16 protein-coding genes and 1 tRNA gene are annotated in these 23,535 nt (G+C 61.1%); 5 read left to right on the top strand and 12 right to left on the bottom strand.

Translation table 11 applies throughout. The annotated features are described in order from the left end of the window. Nucleotides 1–10 precede the first annotated feature (10 nt). From FME68_RS09165 to FME68_RS09140, 6 genes are all read right to left on the bottom strand, one after another. Entirely contained in the window at nucleotides 11–1,693 is a 1,683-nt protein-coding gene (locus tag FME68_RS09165; RefSeq protein WP_158397365.1) for a GAP1-N2 domain-containing protein, read from the bottom strand. Between the two features lie 2 nt (nucleotides 1,694–1,695). Next, nucleotides 1,696–4,077 (bottom strand): SaeA-related protein, encoded by a 2,382-nt coding sequence (locus tag FME68_RS09160; RefSeq protein WP_158397363.1) that lies wholly within the window; start codon nucleotides 4,075–4,077, stop codon nucleotides 1,696–1,698. 23 nt (nucleotides 4,078–4,100) lie between these two features. Beyond that, nucleotides 4,101–6,938: a hypothetical protein gene (locus tag FME68_RS09155; RefSeq protein ID WP_158397361.1), complete on the bottom strand. Its 2,838-nt coding sequence runs from the start codon at nucleotides 6,936–6,938 to the stop codon at nucleotides 4,101–4,103. Then, complete coding sequence (locus FME68_RS09150) at nucleotides 6,938–10,606, bottom strand: tubulin-like doman-containing protein (RefSeq protein WP_158397359.1); 3,669 nt, start codon at nucleotides 10,604–10,606, stop codon at nucleotides 6,938–6,940. The genes FME68_RS09155 and FME68_RS09150 overlap by 1 nt, the downstream gene beginning before the upstream one ends. A gap of 70 nt (nucleotides 10,607–10,676) precedes the next feature. Beyond that, complete coding sequence (locus FME68_RS09145; protein ID WP_230308951.1) at nucleotides 10,677–13,646, bottom strand: VWA domain-containing protein; 2,970 nt, start codon at nucleotides 13,644–13,646, stop codon at nucleotides 10,677–10,679. Next, nucleotides 13,646–13,996, bottom strand: coding sequence for a hypothetical protein (locus tag FME68_RS09140; RefSeq protein WP_046648877.1), 351 nt, complete (start codon nucleotides 13,994–13,996; stop codon nucleotides 13,646–13,648). The genes FME68_RS09145 and FME68_RS09140 overlap by 1 nt, the downstream gene beginning before the upstream one ends. Nucleotides 13,997–14,730: 734 nt before the next feature. Between FME68_RS09140 and FME68_RS09135 the strand changes: the two genes are divergently transcribed. The 3 genes from FME68_RS09135 to FME68_RS09125 all read left to right on the top strand — a co-directional run bounded on the left by FME68_RS09135 (nucleotide 14,731) and on the right by FME68_RS09125 (nucleotide 16,478). Beyond that, complete coding sequence (locus FME68_RS09135) at nucleotides 14,731–15,465, top strand: queuosine precursor transporter (RefSeq protein WP_158397357.1); 735 nt, start codon at nucleotides 14,731–14,733, stop codon at nucleotides 15,463–15,465. 115 nt (nucleotides 15,466–15,580) lie between these two features. Beyond that, entirely contained in the window at nucleotides 15,581–15,745 is a 165-nt protein-coding gene (locus FME68_RS09130) for a DUF6290 family protein (RefSeq protein WP_158397355.1), read from the top strand. Continuing rightward, nucleotides 15,738–16,478 carry a sortase family protein gene (locus FME68_RS09125; RefSeq protein ID WP_158397353.1) on the top strand — a complete coding sequence of 247 codons (741 nt, stop codon included), beginning with the start codon at nucleotides 15,738–15,740 and terminating at the stop codon, nucleotides 16,476–16,478. The genes FME68_RS09130 and FME68_RS09125 overlap by 8 nt, the downstream gene beginning before the upstream one ends. Here FME68_RS09125 and tgt read toward each other — a convergent pair. Beyond that, nucleotides 16,466–17,749 carry a tRNA guanosine(34) transglycosylase Tgt gene (gene tgt, locus FME68_RS09120; RefSeq protein ID WP_158397351.1) on the bottom strand — a complete coding sequence of 428 codons (1,284 nt, stop codon included), beginning with the start codon at nucleotides 17,747–17,749 and terminating at the stop codon, nucleotides 16,466–16,468. The two genes, FME68_RS09125 and tgt, sit on opposite strands and share 13 nt — an antisense overlap. A 6-nt stretch (nucleotides 17,750–17,755) precedes the next feature. Next, entirely contained in the window at nucleotides 17,756–20,188 is a 2,433-nt protein-coding gene (locus FME68_RS09115; protein ID WP_328287794.1) for an MMPL family transporter, read from the bottom strand. Nucleotides 20,189–20,645: 457 nt separating this feature from the next. Between FME68_RS09115 and FME68_RS09110 the strand changes: the two genes are divergently transcribed. Further along, nucleotides 20,646–20,981: a hypothetical protein gene (locus tag FME68_RS09110; protein ID WP_158397349.1), complete on the top strand. Its 336-nt coding sequence runs from the start codon at nucleotides 20,646–20,648 to the stop codon at nucleotides 20,979–20,981. A gap of 45 nt (nucleotides 20,982–21,026) precedes the next feature. Here FME68_RS09110 and FME68_RS09105 read toward each other — a convergent pair whose 3' ends face one another. Then, nucleotides 21,027–22,277 carry an MFS transporter gene (locus FME68_RS09105; RefSeq protein WP_070516304.1) on the bottom strand — a complete coding sequence of 417 codons (1,251 nt, stop codon included), beginning with the start codon at nucleotides 22,275–22,277 and terminating at the stop codon, nucleotides 21,027–21,029. A 111-nt stretch (nucleotides 22,278–22,388) separates the two neighbouring features. On the opposite strand from FME68_RS09105, the gene FME68_RS13055 reads away from it, so the two are divergent. Next, entirely contained in the window at nucleotides 22,389–22,556 is a 168-nt protein-coding gene (locus FME68_RS13055) for a hypothetical protein (RefSeq protein WP_168166986.1), read from the top strand. A gap of 48 nt (nucleotides 22,557–22,604) precedes the next feature. On the opposite strand, the gene FME68_RS09100 is transcribed toward FME68_RS13055, so the two are convergent. The 3 genes from FME68_RS09100 to FME68_RS09090 all read right to left on the bottom strand — a co-directional run bounded on the left by FME68_RS09100 (nucleotide 22,605) and on the right by FME68_RS09090 (nucleotide 23,521). Further along, nucleotides 22,605–22,695, bottom strand: a tRNA-Ser gene (locus tag FME68_RS09100). 91 nt (nucleotides 22,696–22,786) lie between these two features. Next, on the bottom strand, nucleotides 22,787–22,984 hold the full coding sequence (locus tag FME68_RS09095) for a CsbD family protein (RefSeq protein ID WP_046648854.1): 198 nt from the start codon (nucleotides 22,982–22,984) through the stop codon (nucleotides 22,787–22,789). A 93-nt stretch (nucleotides 22,985–23,077) separates the two neighbouring features. Continuing rightward, nucleotides 23,078–23,521, bottom strand: coding sequence for a nucleoside deaminase (locus FME68_RS09090; protein ID WP_046648879.1), 444 nt, complete (start codon nucleotides 23,519–23,521; stop codon nucleotides 23,078–23,080). Nucleotides 23,522–23,535: the final 14 nt, after the last annotated feature.

The following is a 23,535-nucleotide window of genomic DNA, read 5'->3' as shown; positions in this document are numbered from 1 at the left end:
TTTCCTTCTCTTACCTTCCGTGGAATCCCGTGTTTCGCCCGTGCTCATTGGGAGCTGCGCCTCGGTGCTGCCACGCTGTGTGCTGTGCAAACTGCGCTGGCCCCGGTCGTTGCTGCAGGGGAGCTGAGCGCTCCGCCAGCAACTGTGTCGTACCATCCAGCAACATGGCGACGCGCCCCGTGGCGTAGCGCTCGCAATGCTCCAGCGCGATGACTCCCGCAAAATGCGTAGCGGTGAGGTACCCAATGTGCTCGAGTTCGCGGTTCTCCCAAGGCTGCAGTGCGTCCTCTGCCAAGAGGTTGAAGTCCCGCGGGAAGTAGAACACCCAGGAGGCCACTATCGCGGACATCAACACCTTGTCCAGCCCCTCTCCCAACGAAGATTTATCAAGGTAGGCCAACTGGATTGAGCGTCCGCGGTTGACATCAAGGTGCTCGATCCACCAGCGCGGATCGAATTCCCGCAGCTTGTGCCACTCCTCGGCGCTGAGCCCAGGAACGTTGGCATTGCCGCCGGTAGCTACTTGTGGCTGCGCCTGGCCGGCGGATGCTTCTCCCCCGGGTTCTGGTGCGGCCTCCGGTGTAGTGGCGAAGGGGTTCTCCTGCGGTGTGTTCGGCGCGGGGTTATCAAGCGGATTCGGCGGAAAGCCTGCCGGGGATTCGGCCGACGCCGCAAAAGGCGACGACTCCGTCAGTGGTGCCCCAAAGTCCGCTGGATCCTTGCCCCAGGAATCATCAAAGCTCGGTGTGGTGGCCTGCTCGGGTGTGCTGCTGGCCGCAGCACCCAGCTCAGCCTGCTCCTCCTGTGGCTCCGGGGCCACAGCCTCAGCTTCTTCCGCAGCACGTGCTTCATAAGCGCTGACGTCTGGCAGGGCTTCATCAAGCGCAAACACGACTGGATTGCCGGGGATCGCTGTCTCCGCTAGACGCTGCTTCTCGCTGGGCGGTACCACTAGCATGGTGGATGTGCTCAGCGGGAACTCGTTGATGGCAGCTGCCTTCTCAAACGTGGAGAACCCGAAACCGTCCTCTCCCACCTCGCGGGCGGTGGCAGCAATCCACAACGCAGCTTGGTTGTCGGGCGCGACAAGGACGACTAAGCCATTGCGGGAGTTCAACACCGTCGCCATGGCAGATACCATTGCGCGGTTGAAGGTTGGGTTCGGGTTCGGGCTCACCGCTTTGAACGGCGCGGGAAGCTTGTCTGGGTGGCGGAACTCCCCATCTAGGAATTCCTCCAGCAGCACATCCGAGTGCAGCGGGCCGCGCGCCGAGATCTCCTCCGGTATCTGCACCTTATCCACCTCATAGATGGAAAAGGGCGCTGGAACGTCAGGAGAAAACAGGACCGTCGCCGGTGCCGGCGGGGTTCCTGTGCGCGAAATCGACGTGTAGGTGAAGACGTTGCCGCCGCGGCCGGTCGCATCCAGCCCGGCAGGGACAGACACCATGGTGACCCACTTTTCTGCCTCAGGAGTCAACGCGAAAACCGCGGTACGGCGGACCAGCTCCGCGCGCTGCTGGGCGGAGGGAAAATCCGGGATCGTCGTGCCGTTGTTGAGTGATGTCGGTACGAAGGACACCAGCTCGGCCAACTCCTCCTGGGTGATATCGCCGGTTTTCTGCCCTACTCCCCAGCCGCCGGCGCGGCCGTTGGCGCGGGAGAATGATGCATAGCTAAATGCGCCGCCCATACCTACTGGCCCCCTTGGTAGTACTGGTCCTGGCTGTAATCTAGACCGTAATTCTGCTGGTCATAGCTCTGCTGTTCATACTGTTGCTGACCGTAGTTCTGGTCATAGTGGGGAGTCTGATTCTGCATTGGTGGGTACAGCACCAGCCTGTAGGACACATCGCCTTCCACCACCACGGCTTTATCCAGTGCGCTCAGCGTGGGGGCGGGGTCGCTGTAGCTTTCGGAGAAACTGCTGAAGGCATCCTGCCCGCCGAAGCTATCGAAAGAACTATCAACGTGGCTGTCAAAGCCCTCAACCGCAAAGAGGCGGATAAAACCCCCGCGCTGGACGTGCTCACCAATTGACACCGTGAAATCCGGATGCTGCCCACGCATCGGACCTAAACCATGAGCAACGTGCGTGGTGCTCTGCAGGTTGGTTTCCACGATGCCAAGCGCCTCGCCGTCTTCGGGGAAAAGCGGCAGACGGTCAGCACGGTAGACCACCTGGCAGGAGAACTGGCGCTTATCACCGTTGCCCAAGCTCCAGAGGAACACCCGGACCTGGCCTTGGGAGTAATCGACCTCGAAGTCATACGTCACCGGGCGCAGACCCTCGTACTGAATCACACGTTCTTTTCCCTCGGTGCGCTTACCGGCGAAGACCGCATAGGGCCGCAGCCGCACGGTATCGCCGTGCTGATCCAGGTGCAGGCGGATGCCTCCCTGGAGGTCGTAGTCTTCCTCACGAATCTGATCGTGCTCGCGGTTGGTGGAGTACTCCACGGCGGTCGCGCCCTTCGGCCAGTCGAAAGTGACGAGCTGGCTATCCACGCGCTCAATCAGCCGGAACTGGTCATCCTCGATGGACTGCACGCGCTGCAACACCTTGGATTCACCGACCCAGGCATCAGCGTCGTTGAAGTTCACTGGGGTGATATAGACCTCGTACCAATCCGGCGGCCACGGCACCGTCGTGGTTTGGAAGGAGCCCGGCTCAGACACACCGCGGGTCTCGCTGATAGCACTCGACAGCGCACTTTCGACGTACGTCTTCGGCACCGCCGACGTACGCAGATCTGCCTGCGGGGCGGTCGGCGTGAGATAGATCTTTACCTCACCGGTCTTGGGCGAATACCAGTCCACCTCAATGGAATCTTGGCCATAGTCACTGCGCCGCTCGCAGCGTGAAAGCTCCAGTTTTTCAAGCTCGCTAGCCAGCTTCACCGAACGCTGAACGGCAACCTCGTCCTGGCTCTGCTCGGTAGCGCCGTGGAACTCCGCTTGGCCCAGCAGGGAAATGACCACGGTCTGCCCGGCTTCCTGCACCGGAATGGTGGCCTTGCGCCCGCTGCTGTCCACGTCTTGTTCGAAGCGCGGTGACAGCTTTTCCTTCTCACTATCCCGGCACGCATAAACCATGGCGCTCGAGTGCCCCGGCAGCAGGTCCCAGGACACTTGGATAGCACCCTTGATAGTGGAAACCTGGACGTTGACTGGCGGGAAGACCACGCCGGTGTCTCCCATAAAGACCGGCTGGCTGTTGATGAGTTCACGAAGGTCCCGGCCCTTGTAGGCCCACACCGCGTAGTGGCGCAGACCTGCCTCGCCCGGGGTGTGGTCACGGTAGGCGGTCCCCTTGGTGTAGACGAGGGTGTCGCCCGCGTCGGGTGAGGCAACCATCTCAGAATCATCGGCTACCACTCGGTAGAAGACCACCTCATCCGGCGTGTGCTTCAGCTCGGGCCACCACAAGCGCACCGGATGGCGCTGGTCGGTGTCCTCTGGAACCGGTTCTGGTTCCACGCCATAACCAGGCTCTTCTTGAGAATCCTGTTCCGGCTGTGCCTCAAGCGGTACCTCAACCTCGAAGTTGATGCCCGGTGGAACCCAGTCTGGTTCTTGGCGGTACTGATACTCCGCCCGGATACCGAAGCCCGGGATAGTGATGTAGTCCTCTTCGTTGACCTGAGTCTTTTGCTCCTCCTCAGCCTGCAGTGCTTCCCACTCAGCGAAGAAGTCGCGAGGACCTGCCGACACAGACTGTGCCTTCTGTGTCTGCTGTGGCTGGGGGAATGCCGGGGCTGCCTCCACTCGTGCCGCTTCTTCTCGCGCCGCGCGCTCTTGGGCGGCGGCCTCTTCTTGTGCCGCGCGCTCGCGCGCGGCACGTTCACGCGCGGCACGTTCTTCCTGCGTCACCGCAGCGTTGCGCGCCTCCGCGCTCAGCTCCGGATGCGTTACCTCTTCGCCGTTGAACGTGGCGGCGATCTGCTCAGCGAACTGCCTAAACGGTGCTGATACGGCGTCGCGCACATCATCGGCGCTCACGCGCTTGAGCTCGTGCAGCGTCCTCAGCTCACTCAGCGGCACGTCCGCAATCGAAGGTTTCGGGTTGTGTGTCATCAACGTTCCTTAAAGAGGTTCCGTCAGAAGGTTTCGTCGAGGTCTGAGAGGTCCGGGGCTGCCGGCTGACCAAAGAATGGCCGCGCGGCTGAGCCCTCGTTGTTCTCCTGCACCGGCGACTTAAAGTCCATGTGATTCGTGTCATCCAGCTCATCCAAGGACAGATCCGAGGGCTGAGCAAAGGACTGTGCGCTGGACGACGCATCCGGAATCAAGTACTTGAAATCCGTAATCTTTCCGTACTGCACCACGGTCACAGAGCGTGAAAGCTGGCTGGTCAGCGCGGTCTGGCTGTCGACCTCCACGATGCGCGTGCGGGAGCCATCAATTTCGGTATAACCTTCAGCGCCGCCAGCGCTGGTGAGTGCGTTGGGGCTAAAGGCCTGGAGGGCTCCCTTTTCCTGGTTCATTCCGGCGAGGAACTCGGAGGTGCTCTGCACGCGGCTGCCGCCCTCCTCGCGGAAGGTCACGCGGCTTAGGTAGCGCTGCAGGCTGCGGGTCATCCGCGGGTCCGTGATGACCTTCTGCCATTCCTGTTGCTTCAGGTCACGGTCCTGCATGTACGCGTGATCGAGGTTGCGCGACAGGTTATCCAAGGCAGTGCTGGACCCCAGTCCAGCCATGCCCCACATCTCATTGAGCGCCACGGCCGAGTGGCCAGTGCGGTTGCGCTCGAAGGTGTTATTCATGTCGTCGAGCAGCGACTTAAGCGAACGGTGCGCCCATTCCGTCTGGAAGATGTAAGAGCGGATTTCATCCGTCATGCGCACAGCATCGTCGCGGTTGAGCACGGCCTGGGCAATACGAGCGTTCTCCGGAAGACCCGACTGCGGTGTCCGCAACCGATCGCTCGACGTCTCCTTGCGGCCGAAAGGTGCGTAGATCGCACGGCCCAGCAGCGCCGACCAGCTCAGGAACTGGTTATAGGCATTAGAGATGCGCGAGATCTCCGCGGAGGAGGTTGCCAGATTCTGGGCGGCAATTTCCTGATTGCGGTTGAGCAGCTTTCGTCTCTGCACGTAGTCAAAGATTTCACGCTGCGCCTTAGTAAAGACCGCCCAGGAGCAGACGAGGAAAAGCACGACCGCCAGGATGATGCCCACGACGTACCACGGCCAGTCGAACCACTGTAGGTACTCACCCAGCGGCAAGTCTGGGTTGTAGCGCCCGGCCACCATGTAGGTCATGAGGGCAAGCGCCACGAAGAGCACGATCCACATCGTACGCAGCTTCCGGGTCAGTGCTTTGTTTTCCGCGTTGAAATCACGCGCCTGGAAGTTATTGGCCAGCTCTTGCAGCTCGCGTGCTTTGGCGTGCGCGTCGCGGTACTTCTGCTGGGCATGCCCCAGCTTCTCCCATAGGCCCTGGCCCACCTTCCAGGCGAAGGTGGTGCTGTTCTTTGCTCGCCACGACGCAAACTCGTGCTTCTTGCGGCTCACCGCCTCGTTGCGGGTTTGCTGGCTGGTGTACTCGATGTCAGCGGCAAAACGCTCGGCACCTACCGGATCGAAAGGCGCGACGGTTGCTTGGGACTCGTGTGTGTAGCCCAGCGTGCTGGTCATCAGCGGGTGGAAGCCTTGGAAGGAAGCGCTGACATCCTGCACAGACTGGCCACCGTATTGCACGATGTACATGTTGCCCTGGTTATTGCGCAGCCCCTTGGTGTCGATGCTCTCGCGCCACGAGCCATCGACCAAGCCGAGTGCATAGTCGTGGTATGCCTCCCACGTGCGCGACAACTGCGGTTCCTGTCCCAGGGAAAAGTGCTGCTCCCGGGCGACCCGCATGGTGTGCTCGCTGGCTTGGCGCAACTCTTCGACGCTCGTCGCGCCGCTGCCCTTGCCGGAGTGCCCCGCCAAGACGACCTCCACGCTGGAGTCCTCGCCGTAGAGCATCTTCTGCAAGAAGGTAGCCGCGTTCTTGTTCATCGCACCGCGCTGGCCCTCAACCCAATCCTGGGGCTTGCCCACCACAGTGGACCAGTACAAACGCAGATTATCCTTCAGTGCTGCCCAGCCGCTGACCTTGTGGGACTGCAGCTCCTCATAGGCGGTCGGGGTGCTCACCAACGGAGCAATCTCCTGGTTGATGAACATCTGTGCGCACTGCTCCGTGAGCTGCTCCGGGTTGGCATAATGCACGGCGCGCGAAATGTTGCTGACCTGCGGCTGCGGCAGGCGCTGGGCGGGATCGAAGACAGCCTTTTTTACCTTGTCCTCGATGTCATTGGCATCGATGGTGCGGTGGAAAGCGCGTACGAGACGGAAACGTTGCCGGTCACCGGTTTCGATGACGCGGTGCGTCTCCGGATCCAACACGGCCGGTTCCGGCATGCCGCGCCACAGACCGAAAATGCTGGCCACGGCCGGGGCTGCGAACTGTGCCAACTCGAAGCCGTCCGCGGTGCGCTTGATGGGACGGATGCGCGACGACGCCGGGGTTCCGCCCTCCTCCGGAGAGAGCACGAGGTTGCTCCAGCCCTGCAACGGGGCGATGTCCACGCTTTCGCGCGGGAGGGCGGAGAGCAGCAGGCGCACGCGCAGATTGGAGGCCTGGATGAGCCGCTGATCGACGGCGCTGACCCACTCCGTGAGCTCGTCGACGTCCTGCGGTTGTTCCGCGTCCATCGGGTCAATGGTGGCGAGGAGGACGTCCCCGCTGAAGCTGCGGAGGGCCTCGTCGAGCGTCGACAAGCGCGCCGTTCCCTCTTCCGTAAAGGAGCGCACGACGGCCCCACTAGTGGGGTGGGCATAGTCGATCCAGAGGAAGTTCTGCAGGAGACCAACCGCACGCAGATCGCTCAGGCGAGAGCGGATGTCATCCGCGGTGGCGCCGTGTCCAAAGATAATTACGTTCGTCATTAGAAGGTGTCATCCAGGTCGTTGAGGTTGAATTCCGGCGCGGTGGGCTGGGCGAAGCCTGACTCGGAGCTACGCACCTGCGGCTCCGGCTGGGCCACGGGATTCTCCGCCACCGTCTTAGCCTGATCCAGGTAGTTGCGGATGACCGGAACCATCGCGATGACGTCCAACGCCAAGTCACGGTAGTACGGCGTTATCGAGGCAACTTCGCGGGAACGGATCTCAGCGAAAGGCTTTTCTTTCCGGCCCTGGCCCGGCAGAGCATTGGAGTGCCCCGGCACGAAGTGGTCTGCGCCGCGAGCAAACTTGTCCAGCTCGTTGACGAAAGTTTCGTAGCGATCCTGAATAGAAGTGCCTACAACTCCGCGGTTCGGGACGTCACCGTTAGCCAGGAACTGTGCCAGGCGATGCACCACTGGGTGCGTCGAGGCGCCAGAGTGGGCGAAGTCGAGGCCGTCGTCGAAAAGCCCACGCAACAGTTGGTACGGGTACAGCGAGGAGGCGAAACCATAACGCCCGGTTTCCTGAACCTTGGCGTAGGCGATGAAGATGGATTCCAGCACCGAGGACATCCAGTCCGACTTCTTGATCATGCGGCGTGGTGAGATGAGCAGCGGGTTCGGGAAGTCCACCCAATCGTTGACGCCGCCATCTGTGTCATCGAAAATGTGGGCCGCGGCGTTGGCAGCATCCGGGTTCGAAATGTAGACGCGGCCGGTGATACGCCCGATGATCCAGCCGGCCACCATGGCCTGGCGTTCTGTGTTCGTCAAAGGCAGTGCTGCCGGCAACGGGCGGGTGCGGCGCTCAGACCACCAGGAGCCGTCGAAATTGTCCTGCTTCTCAATGTCCTTGGCAATGTAGTTGAACATGGAGGAGAAGACGATCGGCGAGTAGTTCGGGTAGGACCCGAAGATCTCAATGTGCTGGACGTGGTCCGACATGTTGAGCGAATTGCGCAAAGCCACGGAAGAAGGACCATCAATCTCAGGGCGGCTCAGCACTGACTCCAGCTGAGCGGCAATGCCGGTCTCCGCAGAGCCCAGCTCCGCAAACGGGATATCGGAGAAAGAGTAGGTGTACTGCACCGACTTGCCGTGGATGCGCTGCACCATCTCATCGTTGACGGCAGCCAATGGGCGGGCATAGCTCAGGGCCAGTTGGAAAGCCTCGACGAAGCGACGCTGACGCTCCGCGTGCTCAACCTCGTTGATGTCTGGGGTGAGCGTGAGGTAGCGGCGCAGGTCCACAGAGTTGAACTTCTGGAACTCGTAGTCACGGCGGTTAATCCACTGACGCGAGCGCTCCAGCAGGTCAGTCGGGCGAATCTTCGCCCGGTAGTGCGCGCGCTGTGATTCGCGGGTTTCGCCATTTTGCGGATGGCGCGAGAGGTACTTGGATACCCAGCCGGCCCGGTTGGAGTAGGCATCGTTGGTGCGCTTCTGCGGCGCCAACGTGTCATTCGGCGCCTGGGCCGCATCGAGCGATTCCCATTCGCCGCGGATGACGGCACGCACGGCAAAGGGATAGGCCTGCTCGTAGTTGGTGACATCCGCGGTGGACTGTTGGCCCTGGATGGTGCGCAGCATCTGGTCCCGATAGTCCGAGATGAAGGAGTTAACGTCAGTCAGCATGATTTCGTTCTCCGCGCCCTTGAAGCGGGATTCCACGACCTCATCGAACTCCGTCGGCCACGAGTTGACCTCATCGGTGCGGACATCAGCCAGCTTGTTGGTTTCCGGGCGCTTCGACACGGCCTTCTCCAACACCGCGTGGGCATCCCCCAGCTCGCGCTTGAGGTGGAAGAGGTTCTCATCGGCGTAATCCTGAAGGACGTCCTTGAGCAGGTGCGCAATCGCCATGAGGGCGTAGCTGTAGAACTGGTTGAAGTACAGGCCCATGAGCGCATTGACGGTGGGGGTCGGATCCGTCATCTGGCCCTTACCGGTCAATGGGCTGAGGATGGGATCCGCGCCTTCCGGCTTCGTCAGCACGCGGGTGTTTTGGTAGTAGCCGGAGTACTCTGCCAGGCACGGCAGGAGGCGGTCGGAGTTGGTGAGAACATCCGTGATCTTGGAGAGCATCTCGCGCACATAAGGAACGCCCACCGCGGCCAGCTCCGCCTCCACGGCGGCGAGGACGCTATCGCTGAAGAAGTTGGCGTAGCGGTAGACGATGTCATAGGCGGCATTGTTAAGAACAGATGCGATGGCCTGCTCGTTGCGCGGATCCGCCATGTTGCCCTCGAACTCTTCACGCCATTCGTTAACGTTGCGGCCCTGGCCTACGGGGATGAAGCTCTGCAGGTATTTCGTGGCGCTGTCTGCAGCCTGCTGGGCTTGACCGCCAAACACGCTGTTGAGCCAGTTCCACACGCTGCCGCTGTCGATCTGCCCGCCCTGCGCCCAAGAAGGATCGAGCGTGATGGAGCCGAAGGCATTGGGCAGGCGCTCCTCCAGCTTCTTGGCAATCTGCATCTCGCCGGCCTCGGGGTTTTGCGGGTCGAGGTGCCCGTTGAAGAGGCGCTCGAAGGCGCTACGCGCAAGGCGCTGGGAGGAATATTCGGCGAAGCGATCGCGGCCCATCGACACCTGGGCATAGCCGAGCGAACCCCAGGGCAGGCGGCCCCACGGGGTTCCACCCGTCGGGCTATCCCAGCCGAAGAAGCGGCGGCCGCCGTCACCGGCCGGAGTGTTAGTCATTGCATAGGACACTAAGTTATCGCTGGCCTTGGTGGAGGCCATCAGTCCTGCCAAGGCTCGTCCCAGGCCACGATAGATGGACATGGCGGAGCCGTCACCGAAGCGGGCGCTGGTGGTACCCATCTTGGAGCCGATCGGGAAGATGCGGCTGAAAATCTGGCCCTCCGGCGGGGTACCCATGTCGAAGGCCTCAAACACAGCGCGGTCGTGGTCACTGGAGTTGCCCATTTGTGCGGCGACGACTTCACCGAACATGGCGAGCGAGTTCGGCCACGCGCCGGCCATGTCATCCGCCTTGTTATCGGAGAAGATCTCCGGGGTGTACATGAAGACGAGCGTGCCCTGCGGGTTCACGTTCGGAATGGTGGTGAGCACGCGGCACACGTCGAGGAACATCGAAGCACCTGCACCGCCCGCCATGGAGGAGACCACGAGGACAACCGGCTGGGAATCGCCGGTATCGGAGTCCAGCTTGGTCTGCTTGTAATTGAGGCGGTTGAGCTCCTGGATCGCCTCCTGCGTGAACATCTCATCCACCGCATCCTTGAGGGCCTGGCGAATCTCCTTCAGGTGCGGGAGGGTCAGCATGCGACCGATCGCACGGTACTGGCCGGCACCGTCAGCCAGCTTCACGTCATTGGTGGCGGGGTTGCGAGTGGCCCACGTTGCGATTTCCCCGAGCTTGCCGGAGCGGCCCAGGATGCTGGATACGCCTTCATCGAAGGTGTTGTAGTTCTGGCGCGAACCAATGCCAACGTAGTGGCCACCGTTCTGCGTAACGTTCGGCAGCTTTTGTGGGCCGGCTTCCTCTTCGAGCGGCACGTCGATGTTGACGAACTGCCAAGCCTTGGGCAGTTCGGTTAAGTCCGGGTCGATGCTTCGCAGCTCGGCCTTGAGCTGGTCCATCATGAACGCCAGTGTCTTGGCGCCGGAGCCACCGCAACCGACGACGAGGAACTTCTTCATCTCTAATTACCTTTCGAAGGGGAGGTTCGCTTCTGTTCTATTTAGGTTTGGTGTGTGCTGCTCAACCGGCTTAGCCCTGGGATCCGAATCCCGGGCTCGGGGGCCAGCCGCCATTGTTACCAGGGTTACCAGGATTGTTCGGTCGCTGCTGGCCTGGCGGGCCGAAACCGGGGCCTCCACCGAAGCTGGATCCGCCACCAACGTTGGGGCCACCGCCAAAGCCGGGGCGCCCTGGCCCGCCTGTGGGCCCTGGCTGGCCGTGATTCGGTGGACCGGATGGCTGGGACAGCCCAAAGCCTCCGTGCTGCGGCGGTTGCTGCTGCGCACCATTGCGGGGAGCACTCTGCGGGCCGCGCTGCGGCGTAGGTGGTTGGCCAGGGTGTGGTCCGCTCTGCGGGGCATTCGGCGGCTGCGGGCCAGGCTGGCCCGCCTGCGGCGGCGTCTGCGGCGGTGTCTGCGACTGTGACTTCTCGGCGGGGAATTCCACTTGGTCGAAGAGCTGCAGGGCCTGGCGGCTGATCTCCTTGGACATCTCGTCGTACGCGCTGGCCTGCGCCAGCGTATCGACAGTCAGGACGATCTCTCCGGAGTTGCGGTCCTTCGCGTTGCCCACGAAGAACCACGTGTTCTGCACAGCAAGTGGCAGCACTGCGCGGTATCCGGACTTCTTGCCCTTACCGGAGATAGTGCCATCGCGCTGAACCTCCACGTGGGCGGCGGTAAAGGGGCTCAGGCCCATCTTTACCTTGGCGTCGTTGCCACCCAGGCGAACAGAACGTGCAGAGGTCTCCACCGGAACGGCACCTTGGAACTCGTCCTTGGACACCGCAAATGGGCGGCCATTATCGGTGCGTATGAGGTTCGCGCCATCGCGCTTGACCGGGATGGTCTTCGCAAACATGCGCGGCTTCTCCGGAATGCGGCCGCTAATCCACTTCATCAAGTACAGAATTCCCAGGGGGATCAGCAACGCGAGCACAACCGCAAGGACGAAGGACAGACCGAACGCGGACTTGTTCAATGGCGCGCTCATGGAGCCCTGCAGCGTCAGCGGTAGCTCCAGCTGTTGGTTATCCTCAGCCGACTGCAGGTTAATCACCGGCTCCACGCGCAGCGGGCCATCCGCCATCTCCTCAACGCTCACCGTCACCGGGATGGTCGTTTTCTCATCCTTGGAAAGCTCCAGCGCGGAATCCTCAGAGTTGTGCTTGGAGCTCACGGAAACGGAAGGTACTCCTGCGGGAAGCATACCGTCAGCAGAATCCACGGTCTGGTCTGCTACCCAGACCTTGCCGGGACCGGTCACGGGGACATCGACGGTAATTTCTTTCTCCGTCATGGTGATCGTCTGCGCCGAGCCCACCGTCGGCATATTAACCGGGGTAACGGTCAGCGGCGTTTCCGCGTTGATGGGATCCAGCTTCGAGCCTGGGCGCTCATCGGTGCCCTTGGTGGTGATCTCCACGCGCGTCACCAGCTGACCGGATGCCGCGTTTTCCACTTGGTCCAGCGGAATGTCGACTGGCTGCCCATCCGTGATGGGCGCATTGTCCACGAGGGTGACCGGGGAACCATCCTCCGGTACGAACTCGGCGTGGAGGGTGCCTTCGCCCTCCAGCGTGCGCGGCTCGCCTTGGCCATCGACCAACTGCCCCTTCAGGACCTGGTCCGAGTTGATGCCGCCTTCCACCTTAGAGCCGTCTTCCGTCTTGAGGTCCAGGTTGAGGCCCGGCACCATAACGACGGACGCGAGGTACTCACCGTCAGTCCCTTCAGCCACCTTGTAGCCAAAAGTCCAGGCGCCTGCCCAGGGGTCGCCGTCCTTCTCCATCGCGATATCAACCATGCCTGGAAGCTTGCTGTTCTCCGTCACGGAGACCTTCGCGCCGGCTACGTGAGTGGTATCAGGCTTGAGCTCAACGGTTTCACCATCGGGCCCAGTCAGAGTCGGGATGAGCTCTCCTTCCCCAACCGAGCTCTTCGGCACCGCCGACAATCGCACTGGGGACACGGAGTTATCGAGGACGAAATCGAATTGGTCCTTGAGGTTTCCCTCCTTGGTCACACCACCCGAGGTGGGGATGAGGTTACGGAAGGCTGCGAACAGCGCCGCTGGATCCTCACCCGCGTCGAAGAAAGCACCGTTAGGGGCGCCCTGGCCGCAGTCTTCGCCCTCCGCCATGCGGGTGAGCTGGCGGACCTGATCTTGTGCTTCCGCAGCCGGCACGAGGCCCACGTTAAAGAGGCGGATATTGGAGTTGCGGAACGCGGTGACAGAGGAATTAACCTCACAGAGCTTGTCCTGCGCTCCCTGGAGATCATGAGCCTCGGCATCGGTGTAGTACTTGCCATCGGTAAAGAACACGATGGCGCGGCAGCTGCTGCCCTGGTGGGAAGCCAGTTCCTTGAGTGCTCCCTTGTAGGCCGCGCCATAGTTGGTCTCTAGATCCGCAACACGGTCCTCCTGTCGGAACTTGTCCAGTTCGCCTTTGAGAGCATCCCCATTGCCGGAGACATTGGTCCACCCGCCATAGTCAGCCGGATCGCTGTAGTACTCGGAGCCGAAACCAGCGAGCTTGACGTTGATGTCTGCGCCATTGTCCTCCCCGAGGTTGGCCAGCTGCTTGACGATGTCCGCCGTGGCATCAACGCGGAAAAAATCAGCATCCGTCGGCTTCGATCCCTCATAGCCCACCAGCGAGGCCGACTGGTCAAGAACGAACAACAGGTCCGCAGATTTTTCGCTGGCGATGCAGGAGCCAAAATCAGAGAGGTTCTTTTGCGAGACCTCAGAAAGCGCGGACTCGGAGCCGATTCCCTCAACGTGCTCCTGTGGCGGCTGATTCTCCCCGCCGTGGTCTTCTGGGTTCTCCCCGTTTTGTTCTTCCGGCTGAGCTTCCGGGGCCTCTGGTGCAGGAGCCTCCGGCGCGGGGGCATCTGGGGCCGGAGGAGCTTCCTGCGCCACCGCTCCCAAACTGCCGCCGAATCCGGCGAGTGCCATCGCTGCGGACAGGGCAAGTACACGAGTGAGATTCTTCATTAGACGCCAACCGCCTTTCCTACGTAGAAGGCGATTTCTACCGCAGCGACAATGACAAGGACAAAGCTTCCACCCATGATGAGGCGGTACAGCAAGGTTTGCGTGGTGTCCTCTACATAAAACGTCTCAGCCTGGCGCTGCGTGTTCTTCAACGTGTAAATACCCAAGAGAATAAAGGACACGATTCCAGCCAGAAGCCAGCCGCCAATAGCCAGGCCAAAGAACAGGACCTGCGTAGGGGCCGCCACGAGCGGGGCGACAATCAACAGGATCAGCGCAATGACCGCAGATACGCCCGCTGCAATGAGAAGCGGCCACGGTCCCTTCGTGGGGCCCGTGGGTGTTGCCACCTGGCGGCGGTAGTCCGGCGCCGGGGAAGACTGGCCGAAGCCATCCGGCGAGCCCGGCGCGCCGAAGGAGCCACTGGCACCCGAATCGGAACCTTGGCCAAACCCAGAACCCGAGGAAGGCTTCTGTACGGGATTCTGCGCAGGATTCGGTGCGCCAAAGCCACCGAATCCGCCAGGTCCACCGGGCGCGCCAAACCCAGAGCCAGAACTGTTTCCGGACCCTGTGCCTGGCTGGGGAGCCCCCTGTGGCGGCGCCCGCCGAACTGTGGTGACGAGCCTGGGGAACCAAACGTCATATCGATGACCTTCCCTAATGCGAGGTTATGCCACCGACTAGCCTCTACCTACTCCATCGCAAGGCGCAGAAGGCGAAAAGACCAGCCGGTGACTTAAGGACGAGAACCAAGGTAGCCGCACCCCCTGACACGGCCTGACCTTCAGTAGCCCCGAAATTCGAACGCGCCCGAATCTCTTCGAGCGCGCGCCGTGGCACAGTAGACAGGTAACGTGCAGGGAACACAAAAACACTGCAAGCAAAAGAATGCCACACTAGGAGCGTTTTTTCTGCCCACTTCACAGATCTTTATGGGTGGACTACCGGAACTGCTTCCCAGAAAGGTGCAGCTCAACTGCTCTTTCTTAAGGAACGAGGAGGAATGGGAGTACTCCCCACCTGACGGGAATCAATTTCCCCCATTTCTGCTTCCCCCATCTTCATGGAAAAATGCTGAGCCATGACAACTCAATCGGCAACCGCAACCACCGCAAACGGTGGCGAGAGCATCCGATTCATCCCGGTACATTCCACCTTGTACCCGTGGCTGGTCGCGGTGTTCGTCGTTACCTTCCTCATCTCGAACATCAACGCCACGAAGGGCGTCCAGCTCGGCCCACTCATCACCGATGGCGCCTTCTTCCTCTTCCCTCTCGCCTACATCGTGGGCGACGTTCTCTCTGAGTGCTACGGCTTCAAGTCCACCCGCCGCGCCGTCTACATCGGTTTTGCCATGGCGCTTCTGGCCGCAGTTTCCTTCTATATTGCAATCTGGCTGCCCGCGGCTGATTTCTACGAAGGTCAGGAAGCCTTCGCCGCCACGCTGGGCCTGGTTCCGCAGATCCTTCTGGCTTCCCTCGTCGGCTATGTCGTAGGCCAGCTGCTCAATTCCTTCACCCTGGTGAAGATGAAGGCCCGCAGCGGCGAGAAGGGCCTCATTGGCCGCCTTGTTGCTTCCACCGTCGTCGGCGAATTCGGCGATACTCTGCTGTTCTGCGCCATCGCAGCGCCCGTCATCGGCATCGATTCCTTCAGTGGCTTCCTGAACTACGTCATCGTGGGCTTCCTCTGGAAGACCGCCTGCGAGGTCATCATGCTTCCGCTGACCACGCTGGTCATCTCCTGGGTTAAGCGCCGCGAGGATTACGCACCTATCGACGAGGCCGGAAACACAACGGCAACACAGCCTCAGTAGGAGCGACCCGTCCCGAATCCCCCTTGGCACGCACTGTGCTGAGGGGGTCTATTTCTCTCTTCCCTTCACCCAACTTGCGTAATACGATGCATTCACAGGAGCAAAGGAGAATAAAATGGCTGCATGTGAAGGCCGTCCGATATCTGCTTCTGCCCGCGCAGCGCTTTTAGAACGGGTCGAAGACTACTACGACCTTCAGGAACTGCGCGCAGCAATGGCAGAGGATTCCGGCGAGCGGTTTAGCCTCGATGAGATCTTAAAGGACATCTACGATGCATAAGCATCTGCGAGGTTCCCTCCTCCCCATCCTTGGCCTGGCCACAGCCTTCAATCTTGTGGCGTGCTCGGATACAGAGGAAACCACCGCGTCGCCCGCAACGACGAGCGACGCGGCACCGGAAACGACGACGGTGAGCGGTGAGGCGTCGCCAAGCACCGCACCCAGCGCCACCCCTACCCCGCCGCCACTCAATGAAGGCCCAGCACCAGCCCTGACCGGTGCGTTTGAGATGGATGGCCCGGCCACAATCACGGGCGCGACCTATGACTCGATGCCCTTCATCGTGCCCCTCAACCCGGCCGGCCCGCAGGAGACCATGGTGCGCTGGGTGCAAGACTGGGGCGAGTCCCCCGCCACGGCGGAGCAGGGCACCACCTACGTCTTGGGCCATGCCTGGGGCCAGCAGAAACTGGTGTTCAACCCCTTCTCCGAGGTGGTCACCGCCAACGTTGATCTGAGCAACCCCACCACCGTGGAGGGCCTCGACGGGGCGCAGGTGCAGCGCTTTACGACGCCCATCCTCAACGGCTCCCACATCCGCATGACCTCCGAGGGTGGTGAGGGCCGCGAGTGGATCGTGGATAACGCCTTCCTAGTTGATAAGGAACAACTAGGAAGCGACGCGGACCTGATGAATACCGAGGTTCCCGGGCGCATCGTACTCATCGCCTGTGCGGTAGACGGCAGCACTGACTTGGAGTACAACGTGATCGTCACCGGTCACTTGGCGTAATAGCGCCCCAGGAATTCATCGCGGTAGGCCTCGTAATAACCGCCGTCGATGGACTCCCGGATGTTATCCACCAGGCGGATCATGAACTCTAGGTTGTGGATGGTGCACAGCGTTCCCGCCAGGAATTCCTTGGCCTTGAGCAGGTGATGGATGTAGGCGCGGGAGTAGTTCTCCGAGACATAGCCGCCGAATTCCTCGTCCACGCCAGCAAAGTCCCGCTTGAAACGCGCATTGGTGAGATTCATACGGCCATCGAGGGTGTACACACCACCGCGGCGCGCCAGACGGGTCGGCGCCACGCAGTCGAAAGTATCGGCACCAGCCTCAACGGCGGTAAAAATATCATCCGGTTCAGAGATACCCAGCAGGTGCCGGGGCTTATCGACGGGCAACTCATCGCATACCCAGCCCACAATCGTTCCCAGGTTCTCCTTCTCTAACGCGCCACCGATGCCGAAGCCTCCGAAGCCGCGTCGGCCATTCGCCTCGGCGCGATCGGAGAGCTCCACCAGCCCTCGCGCGGCCTGGCGGCGCAGGTCCTCGTACTGCGCGCCCTGCACCACGCCCCACAGGGATTGGCGCGGTTTCTGCGGGCCACGGGCAAGTGTCAAGCGGTCGTGCTCATCCAGGCAGCGCTGCGCCCAGCGGCGCGTGCGCTCGACAGACTCCTCCTGGTAAGTGCGAGTATCAACGAGCGTGGTGAGCTCATCGAAGGCAAACATGATGTCCGCACCCAAGCCATGCTGGATCTGCATGGAGACCTCCGGGGTGAAGCGGTGTGTGGAGCCGTCGATGAAGGATTTAAAGTCCACACCGTCCTCATCCACGTGCGCCATGCGCTCCTTCTTGGCCGCACGGATGTCGGAGTCCGTCAGGTCCGCCACGTCCATGGCCAGGACCTTCTTAAACCCCACGCCCAGGGACATGACCTGGAATCCGCCCGAGTCGGTGTACGTCGGCCCGTGCCAGTTCTCGAAGGTAGCCACGCCGCCGGCCTCGTCCACGATGTCGTGGCCCGGCTGCAGGTAAAGGTGATAGGCGTTGGACAGGATGGCTTGGGCGCCGGTGGCCCGGATCTGTTCCGGCGTCAGCGTCTTCACCGTGGCCTTGGTGGCCACCGGGATGAAGGCCGGGGTTTGGATATCACCGTGCGGGGTATGGATAACGCCGGTGCGGCCGTGCTTTCCCGGTTGTGCTGGACCGCTCAAGTCCAGCCCCTTCTTCACGTCGAAGGAAAGATCGGTCTCAAGCTGCGGCTTAGGGTGAGTCATAGGGAACTATTCTACGGGCTGCGCTGCCTTATCCTCTGCTTCACGGGATGCTGCCGCGTGTTTGCGCTCCCATTCTTCCTCGAGTGCGGTGCCCTCGATATCCAGCTGCGGGATCAGCTTGTCCAGCCACTTCGGCATCCACCAGGTGGTATGCCCCATGAGGAACATCGTGGCGGGGACAAGCGACATGCGGACTAAGAAGGCGTCGAAAAGCACGCCCGCCGCCAACGCGAAGCCGAAAATCTGGATGAAGGGCAGGGGCTGGCTGATAAACGCCACGAAGACGGAAATCATGATGATGGCCGCAGCGGTGACCACGCGGGCACCGGCAGTAAAGCCAGCGATGGTGGCCTCATCATTGGCGTTGTACTTGCTGTACTTCCCGCCGCTGCCCTGCGGGAAGCGGGAGAAGTGCTCGCGCATTCGGGTGACCAGGAAGACCTGATAGTCCATGGCCAGGCCGAAGGTCACGCCGATGAGGAAGATGGGCATGAAGGAAATCAGCGGGCCCGGCGCGGGCACCAGGCCGGTGAGGCCGTCCTGCCACACAAGCACGGTCAGGCCGAAGGCGCCGCCGACGGAGAGCAGGAAGCCCAGGCCCGCGACCAACGGCACCAAGATGGAGCGGAACACCGCCAGCAGCAGGAAGATAGCCAGGCCCACCACGATGGCGAGGTATGGCCCCATGGCCCCTTCAAGGCGTTCGGTGATATCGAGCTGCACCGCGGTCAGGCCCGTCATGCCGATCTCGGCGCCGGTAGCATCCTCCAGCTCCGCGCTAGCCGTGCGTAAGGCGGAGGCGGTGCCAATCGTGGCCTCATCCGTTGGCGCTGTGGTGGGGCTGACCATGATCTGCGCGGACTTCATGTCTTTGCTCATGCCCACCAGCTGGGCGTGCTTGACGCCGCCCACCTGGTTCAGGCGCTGCACGGAATAGATAAAGGAGGAAAGCGCGGCCTTCTTCTGCTCGTCTTCCTCGCCCTCCTGGCCCTGGATATAGGGCTGTAGCGCCGCGGATTCCGGGTTGGCGTTGGCGCCATCCACGATCACCAGGAAGGGGCCGTTGATGCCGGGGCCAAAGCCTTCGGAGAGCAGGTCCGCCGCCTTGCGCTGGGTGGTATCCGGGTTGGAGGTGGTATCCGCTGGCAGGGCCAGCTCCATGTGCAGGACCGGGGCGGTCAAGGCTCCGAGGCCGAGCACCACCAAGGCCATGACGATGCCAGGGGCGCGCTGCACCGTGCGCACCCAACGGTTGCCCATCGTTGCTTTCGTGCGGCGCGGGCGGCGCTTCGTGGGGTTGCCGGCCACGCCGGGGATGCGCCCGGCGAAGGCCTTATCACCGAGCAGGCCCAGCATCGCGGGCACCAAGGTCAGCGCGACGAGCACTGCCATGAAGACCGTGCCCGCAGCGGCCAGGCCCATGGCGGTGAGGAAGCTAATGCGCGCCACGAGCAGAGCGAAGAGCGCGATGAAGACCGTGGCACCGGCAAAGACCACCGAGGAACCCGCTGTGCCGACGGCCATGCCGGCGGCATCCGGCCCATCCATGCGGGAGCGCTCCTGCCGGTAGCGCGACATGATGAACAGCGCATAGTCGATGCCCACGGCCAGACCAATCATGACGGCCAGCACCGGGGTGAGGTTGTTGAGCTCCATCCAGTGGGTCGCTATCATGACGCCCATCGCTCCTAGGCCCACGCCCACGACCGCGGAGATAAGCGGCATGCCCGCGGAAGCCAAGGAACCGAAGGTAATGATGAGGACGATAAACGCCACGGCGAGGCCGATGACCTCAGAAATCGAGTTGACCTGGATTTCATCACCGAAGCCTGCGCCGCCGGCCTCTACTTCCAGACCCGCCGCGCGGCCGATATCCATGGCTTCATGGACCACGTCTTTATCCGCTGGGTCTACCGAATAGGGGCTTTCCGCATCGAAGTCGAAGGTGGTGTAGGCGATGGTCTCATCGGCATTGACCATGGCCAGGTTGTCGGCATCCGCCCGCGCGGTCTCCTCCGGCAAGCCCATGGAGGTGAACTGCTCGATGACCTGCTGCTGAAGTGTCGGCGATACCTCAAGCGGGTTACCCCAGCGCTGCTGGCTGCCCTCTGGGATATCAAGGCCTTCAGCAATGTGGTGCACCACATCTTCGACAGCTTCTTTGTTCTGCGGATCGCTGAGCTTCTGCCCTTCCGGGGCCTTGAAGACGAGGTTGACCGACGGCGCATTGGCCGGGTTACCGTTCTCCGGGAAGAGCTCCACCGCGCGGCGGGTGGCATCAATAGCGGGCGTGCCGCTGATGGAGTACTCCGTGGTCATCGGCTTCATCAAGCTCAAGGTCGCTCCGCCTGCAGCCGCCACGATGAAGATCCAGGCGATGATGACCTTCCATCGGTTGATGTAAGACCAGCGGCCTAGGTGGTAGAGCAGCTTTGCCACGGAAATTCCCCTTCACATGCGCGATTATTGCTCGCGGAAGCTTTGGTGGTGGACACGAATGTGCACCAGTTTAACCAGTTGGGCTGTGAAGCCCTAACGGTCGCAACAGCACGCCCAGCTGGGCACCAGGATGAGATGAAAACGCCGCGAAAAGAATCATTCCAAGCGGGGTACCGGCAGTAAAGACCAGCAGATCCTTCGCAGCGAACTGGTGCACTAGACCATCATCCCCCAAAGTTTTTCCTAGGGAATCCCAAGCAATCCAAACTACAGTCCCAAGACCAAGGGCTTTCGGCCTCCTTAAATGAAGACATCGCACGAGCAAACGACAAACTACTTGAGCCAGTTCAAAGGGAGTAGGTATATCTTGACCTCATTAGAGGACCACCACCTTCGGTTTGATCCTGTCATCTCCAGAACCCTAAGTTTGACGGGCGATTCATCGAAATTGGAAGTGATGGCTAAGACATTCCTCGCGGTGTCTGCTCCATTCCTCGAAGAGATTCCTCCGGAAATCATTAATCGACTTAGAGAATCCGAGTTCTCCAAAAATCTCGAGAGCGCGGAGCGATGGCTCAAGGCGAGTGATGAGAGAACCCATCAAGCACACATTGACCAAGAACCAGATGAATTGATTATCCACTATGGCAAGGTTTCTGCCCTTGCAGAGGCTGCTTGCTGCATTGACCCATCCAATGTGGACAAACAAAATTTGTTCTACTTCTTGATGAGCCTGAGCTCGGTGGTCGTCGATCCACAAGTAATCATGGCTAGACAATTCAATGAGGCCTAAGCTCGCACATAGCCAATTGCACACCTGCGATGTGTACCTACTTCATTACAAAGGAACAGCACCCTCAGCCATATCTGCAGTACGCGGCGAACGCGCCACGGGCAAGGACGACGCAACAGCTGCAACTACCAACGCAGCTGCCAAGGCAACCGCCGCAACACCAGGATGAGAAGAAAGTGCCGCGAAAAGAATCATTCCAAGTGGGGTACCGGCGGTAAAGACCAGCTGATCCTTCGTAGCGAACTGATGCACCAGACCATCATCCCCCAAAGACTGCCCGAGAGAATCCCACGCAATGCCTGCCGCAGTCATCAACAAGGACGCAGCAGCAGCAACTGCGGCGATGAGCACGAAGACAGAGGAGAATGCCAAAGCCAGGATCTGCCCGGCCAGAAGAATCAGCATCAGGATTTGCAAGGTGCTAAAGCGCACCCGATCTAATGCCTTCAGAATTGTTGCGGCTGAGCCAAGCAGCGAACCGACCGCAAGCGCAGTTGCCATAAACCCCCACGACTTTTCGTCGAAAGTATTCATAATCCATGTAGGGCCAGCACTTCCCAGGAAGCCGTTGACCACTGCCGCGACCAGCCAGGTGCCGAGCCCTACCCGCACCCAGCTCGGGAGCGTTGGGGACGCAAGAGGCTCGTTCGAAGTCGTTGAACCTGCGCTGTCCGGTTCTGGTTCAGCCGCTGCGCTATTAGAGCTTTCTCCTGCTGGTTCGCTACGTACTGAGAGAAACGGAAGAACAAAGAGCATGGCCACGAGGAAAGTGGCGCCGTCGATGAGTAATACCGTGTTAAATCCCAAGGTGAGCACTGCGGCAGTACCGATGAGGGGGCCGGCGATAAACAGCACATCACCGAGCATCGACAGGGTTCCATTGACGCGAGTGCGCTGCTCATCGGAAAACAGCTGCGACAAGAGGCTAAACCTTGCTGGCCCAAAGAATGACGAGGCACAACCGTACACGCAGCTTGAGAGCGCGAACGCAGCAATGGAATCGCCGCGAGCAACCACCCACGCTACAAGTCCCCACTGTGCCAGCATCCGAACGACATCACTACCCAGCATCCAGGTCACTGGCCGGTGAGGTGGCGGCAGCTTTCGGACCACTAAAGAACTAAGGAAACGGCCCGCCCACAGCGCGATAAGCACCACCGTCAAGCCGCGCCCCGACGGATCTACTCGGTGTGCCTGAAGCGCAAAAGCAATCGGGATGAGGCCGTCACCTAACCCGGAAACGACAGCGGCTGCGAAGACGAGCGAGAACGTAGATTTAAAAGAAAGACTATTCATCGACCTCAACATTTTATAATGTTACACATCATAGTATTTAACTATAGAGAGTCAGGGTACATCCCCCTGTCCAGTCAAAGTTTTAACCGCTGAAGTGCTTTAGGAGACCCCATGTCCACTTTCGTCATCGTTGCCATCGCGGCCATCCTTCTCATTGCCATCCCAGCAGGCATGATGAGCCGACGGATTCACAAACGCACGGAAGACCACGACCCCGAGACACGCCAAGCCGCGCTGGATTTCCAAAGAGATGTTGATAGAGGGCGGGCTGGCTTCTAAAACATAAAAAGACCGGCACCCCAGAGCTAAGAACTGGAGTGCCGGATGTGGCGGTGGCGGCGGGATTTGAACCCGCGGTTGGGGGTTACCCAACAATCGCTTTCGAGGCGATCACCTTCGGCCGCTCGGACACGCCACCGCGTTCCAGATTACGGGAGTCATCCCGAGCGACAAAATCGCTGCCCACGCTAGGCGGCGAGGACAGCGATTCAGCTATTTGAGGCTAGGAATTAGTCCTTGAGGTTTCCGATGACCTCGTTGGCCTTATCCTTGACGCCCTCAACGGCGTCGGAAGCCTTCTGCTTAGCCTCGGAGGTGACCTGGTCGGCCTTACCCTCATTCTCCAGCTTCTCGTTATCGGTCAGGCCGCCAGCGGCTTCCTTAGCCTTGCCAACGAACTCGTCCTTCTTGTTCTCGAAATCACCCATGGTTTTCTCCTTACTCTCTACTTCTCTCACGTGGGCCACCCAGCCTACACGCGAATCGGAAGGTGGCTCCGGGGTCACTAACCAATTCAAGGGCTAAGCGCCGCTGCCGCGAAGACCCCCGAAGAAGCCCGTGAGCAGCTCCGCGCACTCCTCCTCCAGCACACCGCCGCGCACCTCGGGAACGTGGAGGGCGCCCGGGGCGCGCAATACCTCCACCAGCGAACCGCACGCCCCCGTCTTCGGCTCAAAGGCCCCGAAGACCACCGAAGACACCCGGGAAGCCTGAATCGCGCCCGCGCACATCGCGCAGGGCTCCAGGGTGACAACCAGCTCGCAGCCCTCCAGACGCCAACCATCGCCATGCACGCGCACCGCCTGGCGGATGGCTTCCACCTCTGCGTGCGCGGTGGGATCATTGAGCTGCTCGCGGCGGTTAACGCCGGTGGCGAGTTCGTTGCCGGAGGCGTCGTAAAGCACGGCACCCACAGGGATATCCCCCGCCGGCGTGGTGCGCGCAACCTCCAGGGCGCGGCGCATGCGGGCCTCTGCGC

This window comes from Corynebacterium hiratae (assembly GCF_009708045.1).
In the GTDB taxonomy this organism is placed as follows: Bacteria; Actinomycetota; Actinomycetes; order Mycobacteriales; family Mycobacteriaceae; genus Corynebacterium; species Corynebacterium hiratae.
Note: the sequence above shows the minus strand (reverse complement) of the source record. Positions and strands in the feature narration are given on the sequence as shown.

Excerpts from the sequence above, each read along its gene's own strand:
- FME68_RS09130 (WP_158397355.1), top strand. The coding sequence starts at position 15,581 with ATGGCTGCATGTGAAGGCCGTCCGATATCTGCTTCTGCCCGCGCAGCG.
- FME68_RS09165 (WP_158397365.1), bottom strand. The coding sequence starts at position 1,693 with ATGGGCGGCGCATTTAGCTATGCATCATTCTCCCGCGCCAACGGCCGC.
- FME68_RS09155 (WP_158397361.1), bottom strand. The coding sequence starts at position 6,938 with ATGACGAACGTAATTATCTTTGGACACGGCGCCACCGCGGATGACATC.
- FME68_RS13055 (WP_168166986.1), top strand. The coding sequence starts at position 22,389 with ATGTCCACTTTCGTCATCGTTGCCATCGCGGCCATCCTTCTCATTGCC.
- FME68_RS09160 (WP_158397363.1), bottom strand. The coding sequence starts at position 4,077 with ATGACACACAACCCGAAACCTTCGATTGCGGACGTGCCGCTGAGTGAG.
- FME68_RS09145 (WP_230308951.1), bottom strand. The coding sequence starts at position 13,646 with ATGAAGAATCTCACTCGTGTACTTGCCCTGTCCGCAGCGATGGCACTC.
- FME68_RS09095 (WP_046648854.1), bottom strand. The coding sequence starts at position 22,984 with ATGGGTGATTTCGAGAACAAGAAGGACGAGTTCGTTGGCAAGGCTAAG.
- FME68_RS09090 (WP_046648879.1), bottom strand. The coding sequence starts at position 23,521 with ATGCGCCGCGCCCTGGAGGTTGCGCGCACCACGCCGGCGGGGGATATC.
- FME68_RS09135 (WP_158397357.1), top strand. The coding sequence starts at position 14,731 with ATGACAACTCAATCGGCAACCGCAACCACCGCAAACGGTGGCGAGAGC.
- tgt (WP_158397351.1), bottom strand. The coding sequence starts at position 17,749 with ATGACTCACCCTAAGCCGCAGCTTGAGACCGATCTTTCCTTCGACGTG.
- FME68_RS09105 (WP_070516304.1), bottom strand. The coding sequence starts at position 22,277 with ATGAATAGTCTTTCTTTTAAATCTACGTTCTCGCTCGTCTTCGCAGCC.
- FME68_RS09125 (WP_158397353.1), top strand. The coding sequence starts at position 15,738 with ATGCATAAGCATCTGCGAGGTTCCCTCCTCCCCATCCTTGGCCTGGCC.
- FME68_RS09150 (WP_158397359.1), bottom strand. The coding sequence starts at position 10,606 with ATGAAGAAGTTCCTCGTCGTCGGTTGCGGTGGCTCCGGCGCCAAGACA.
- FME68_RS09110 (WP_158397349.1), top strand. The coding sequence starts at position 20,646 with ATGGCTAAGACATTCCTCGCGGTGTCTGCTCCATTCCTCGAAGAGATT.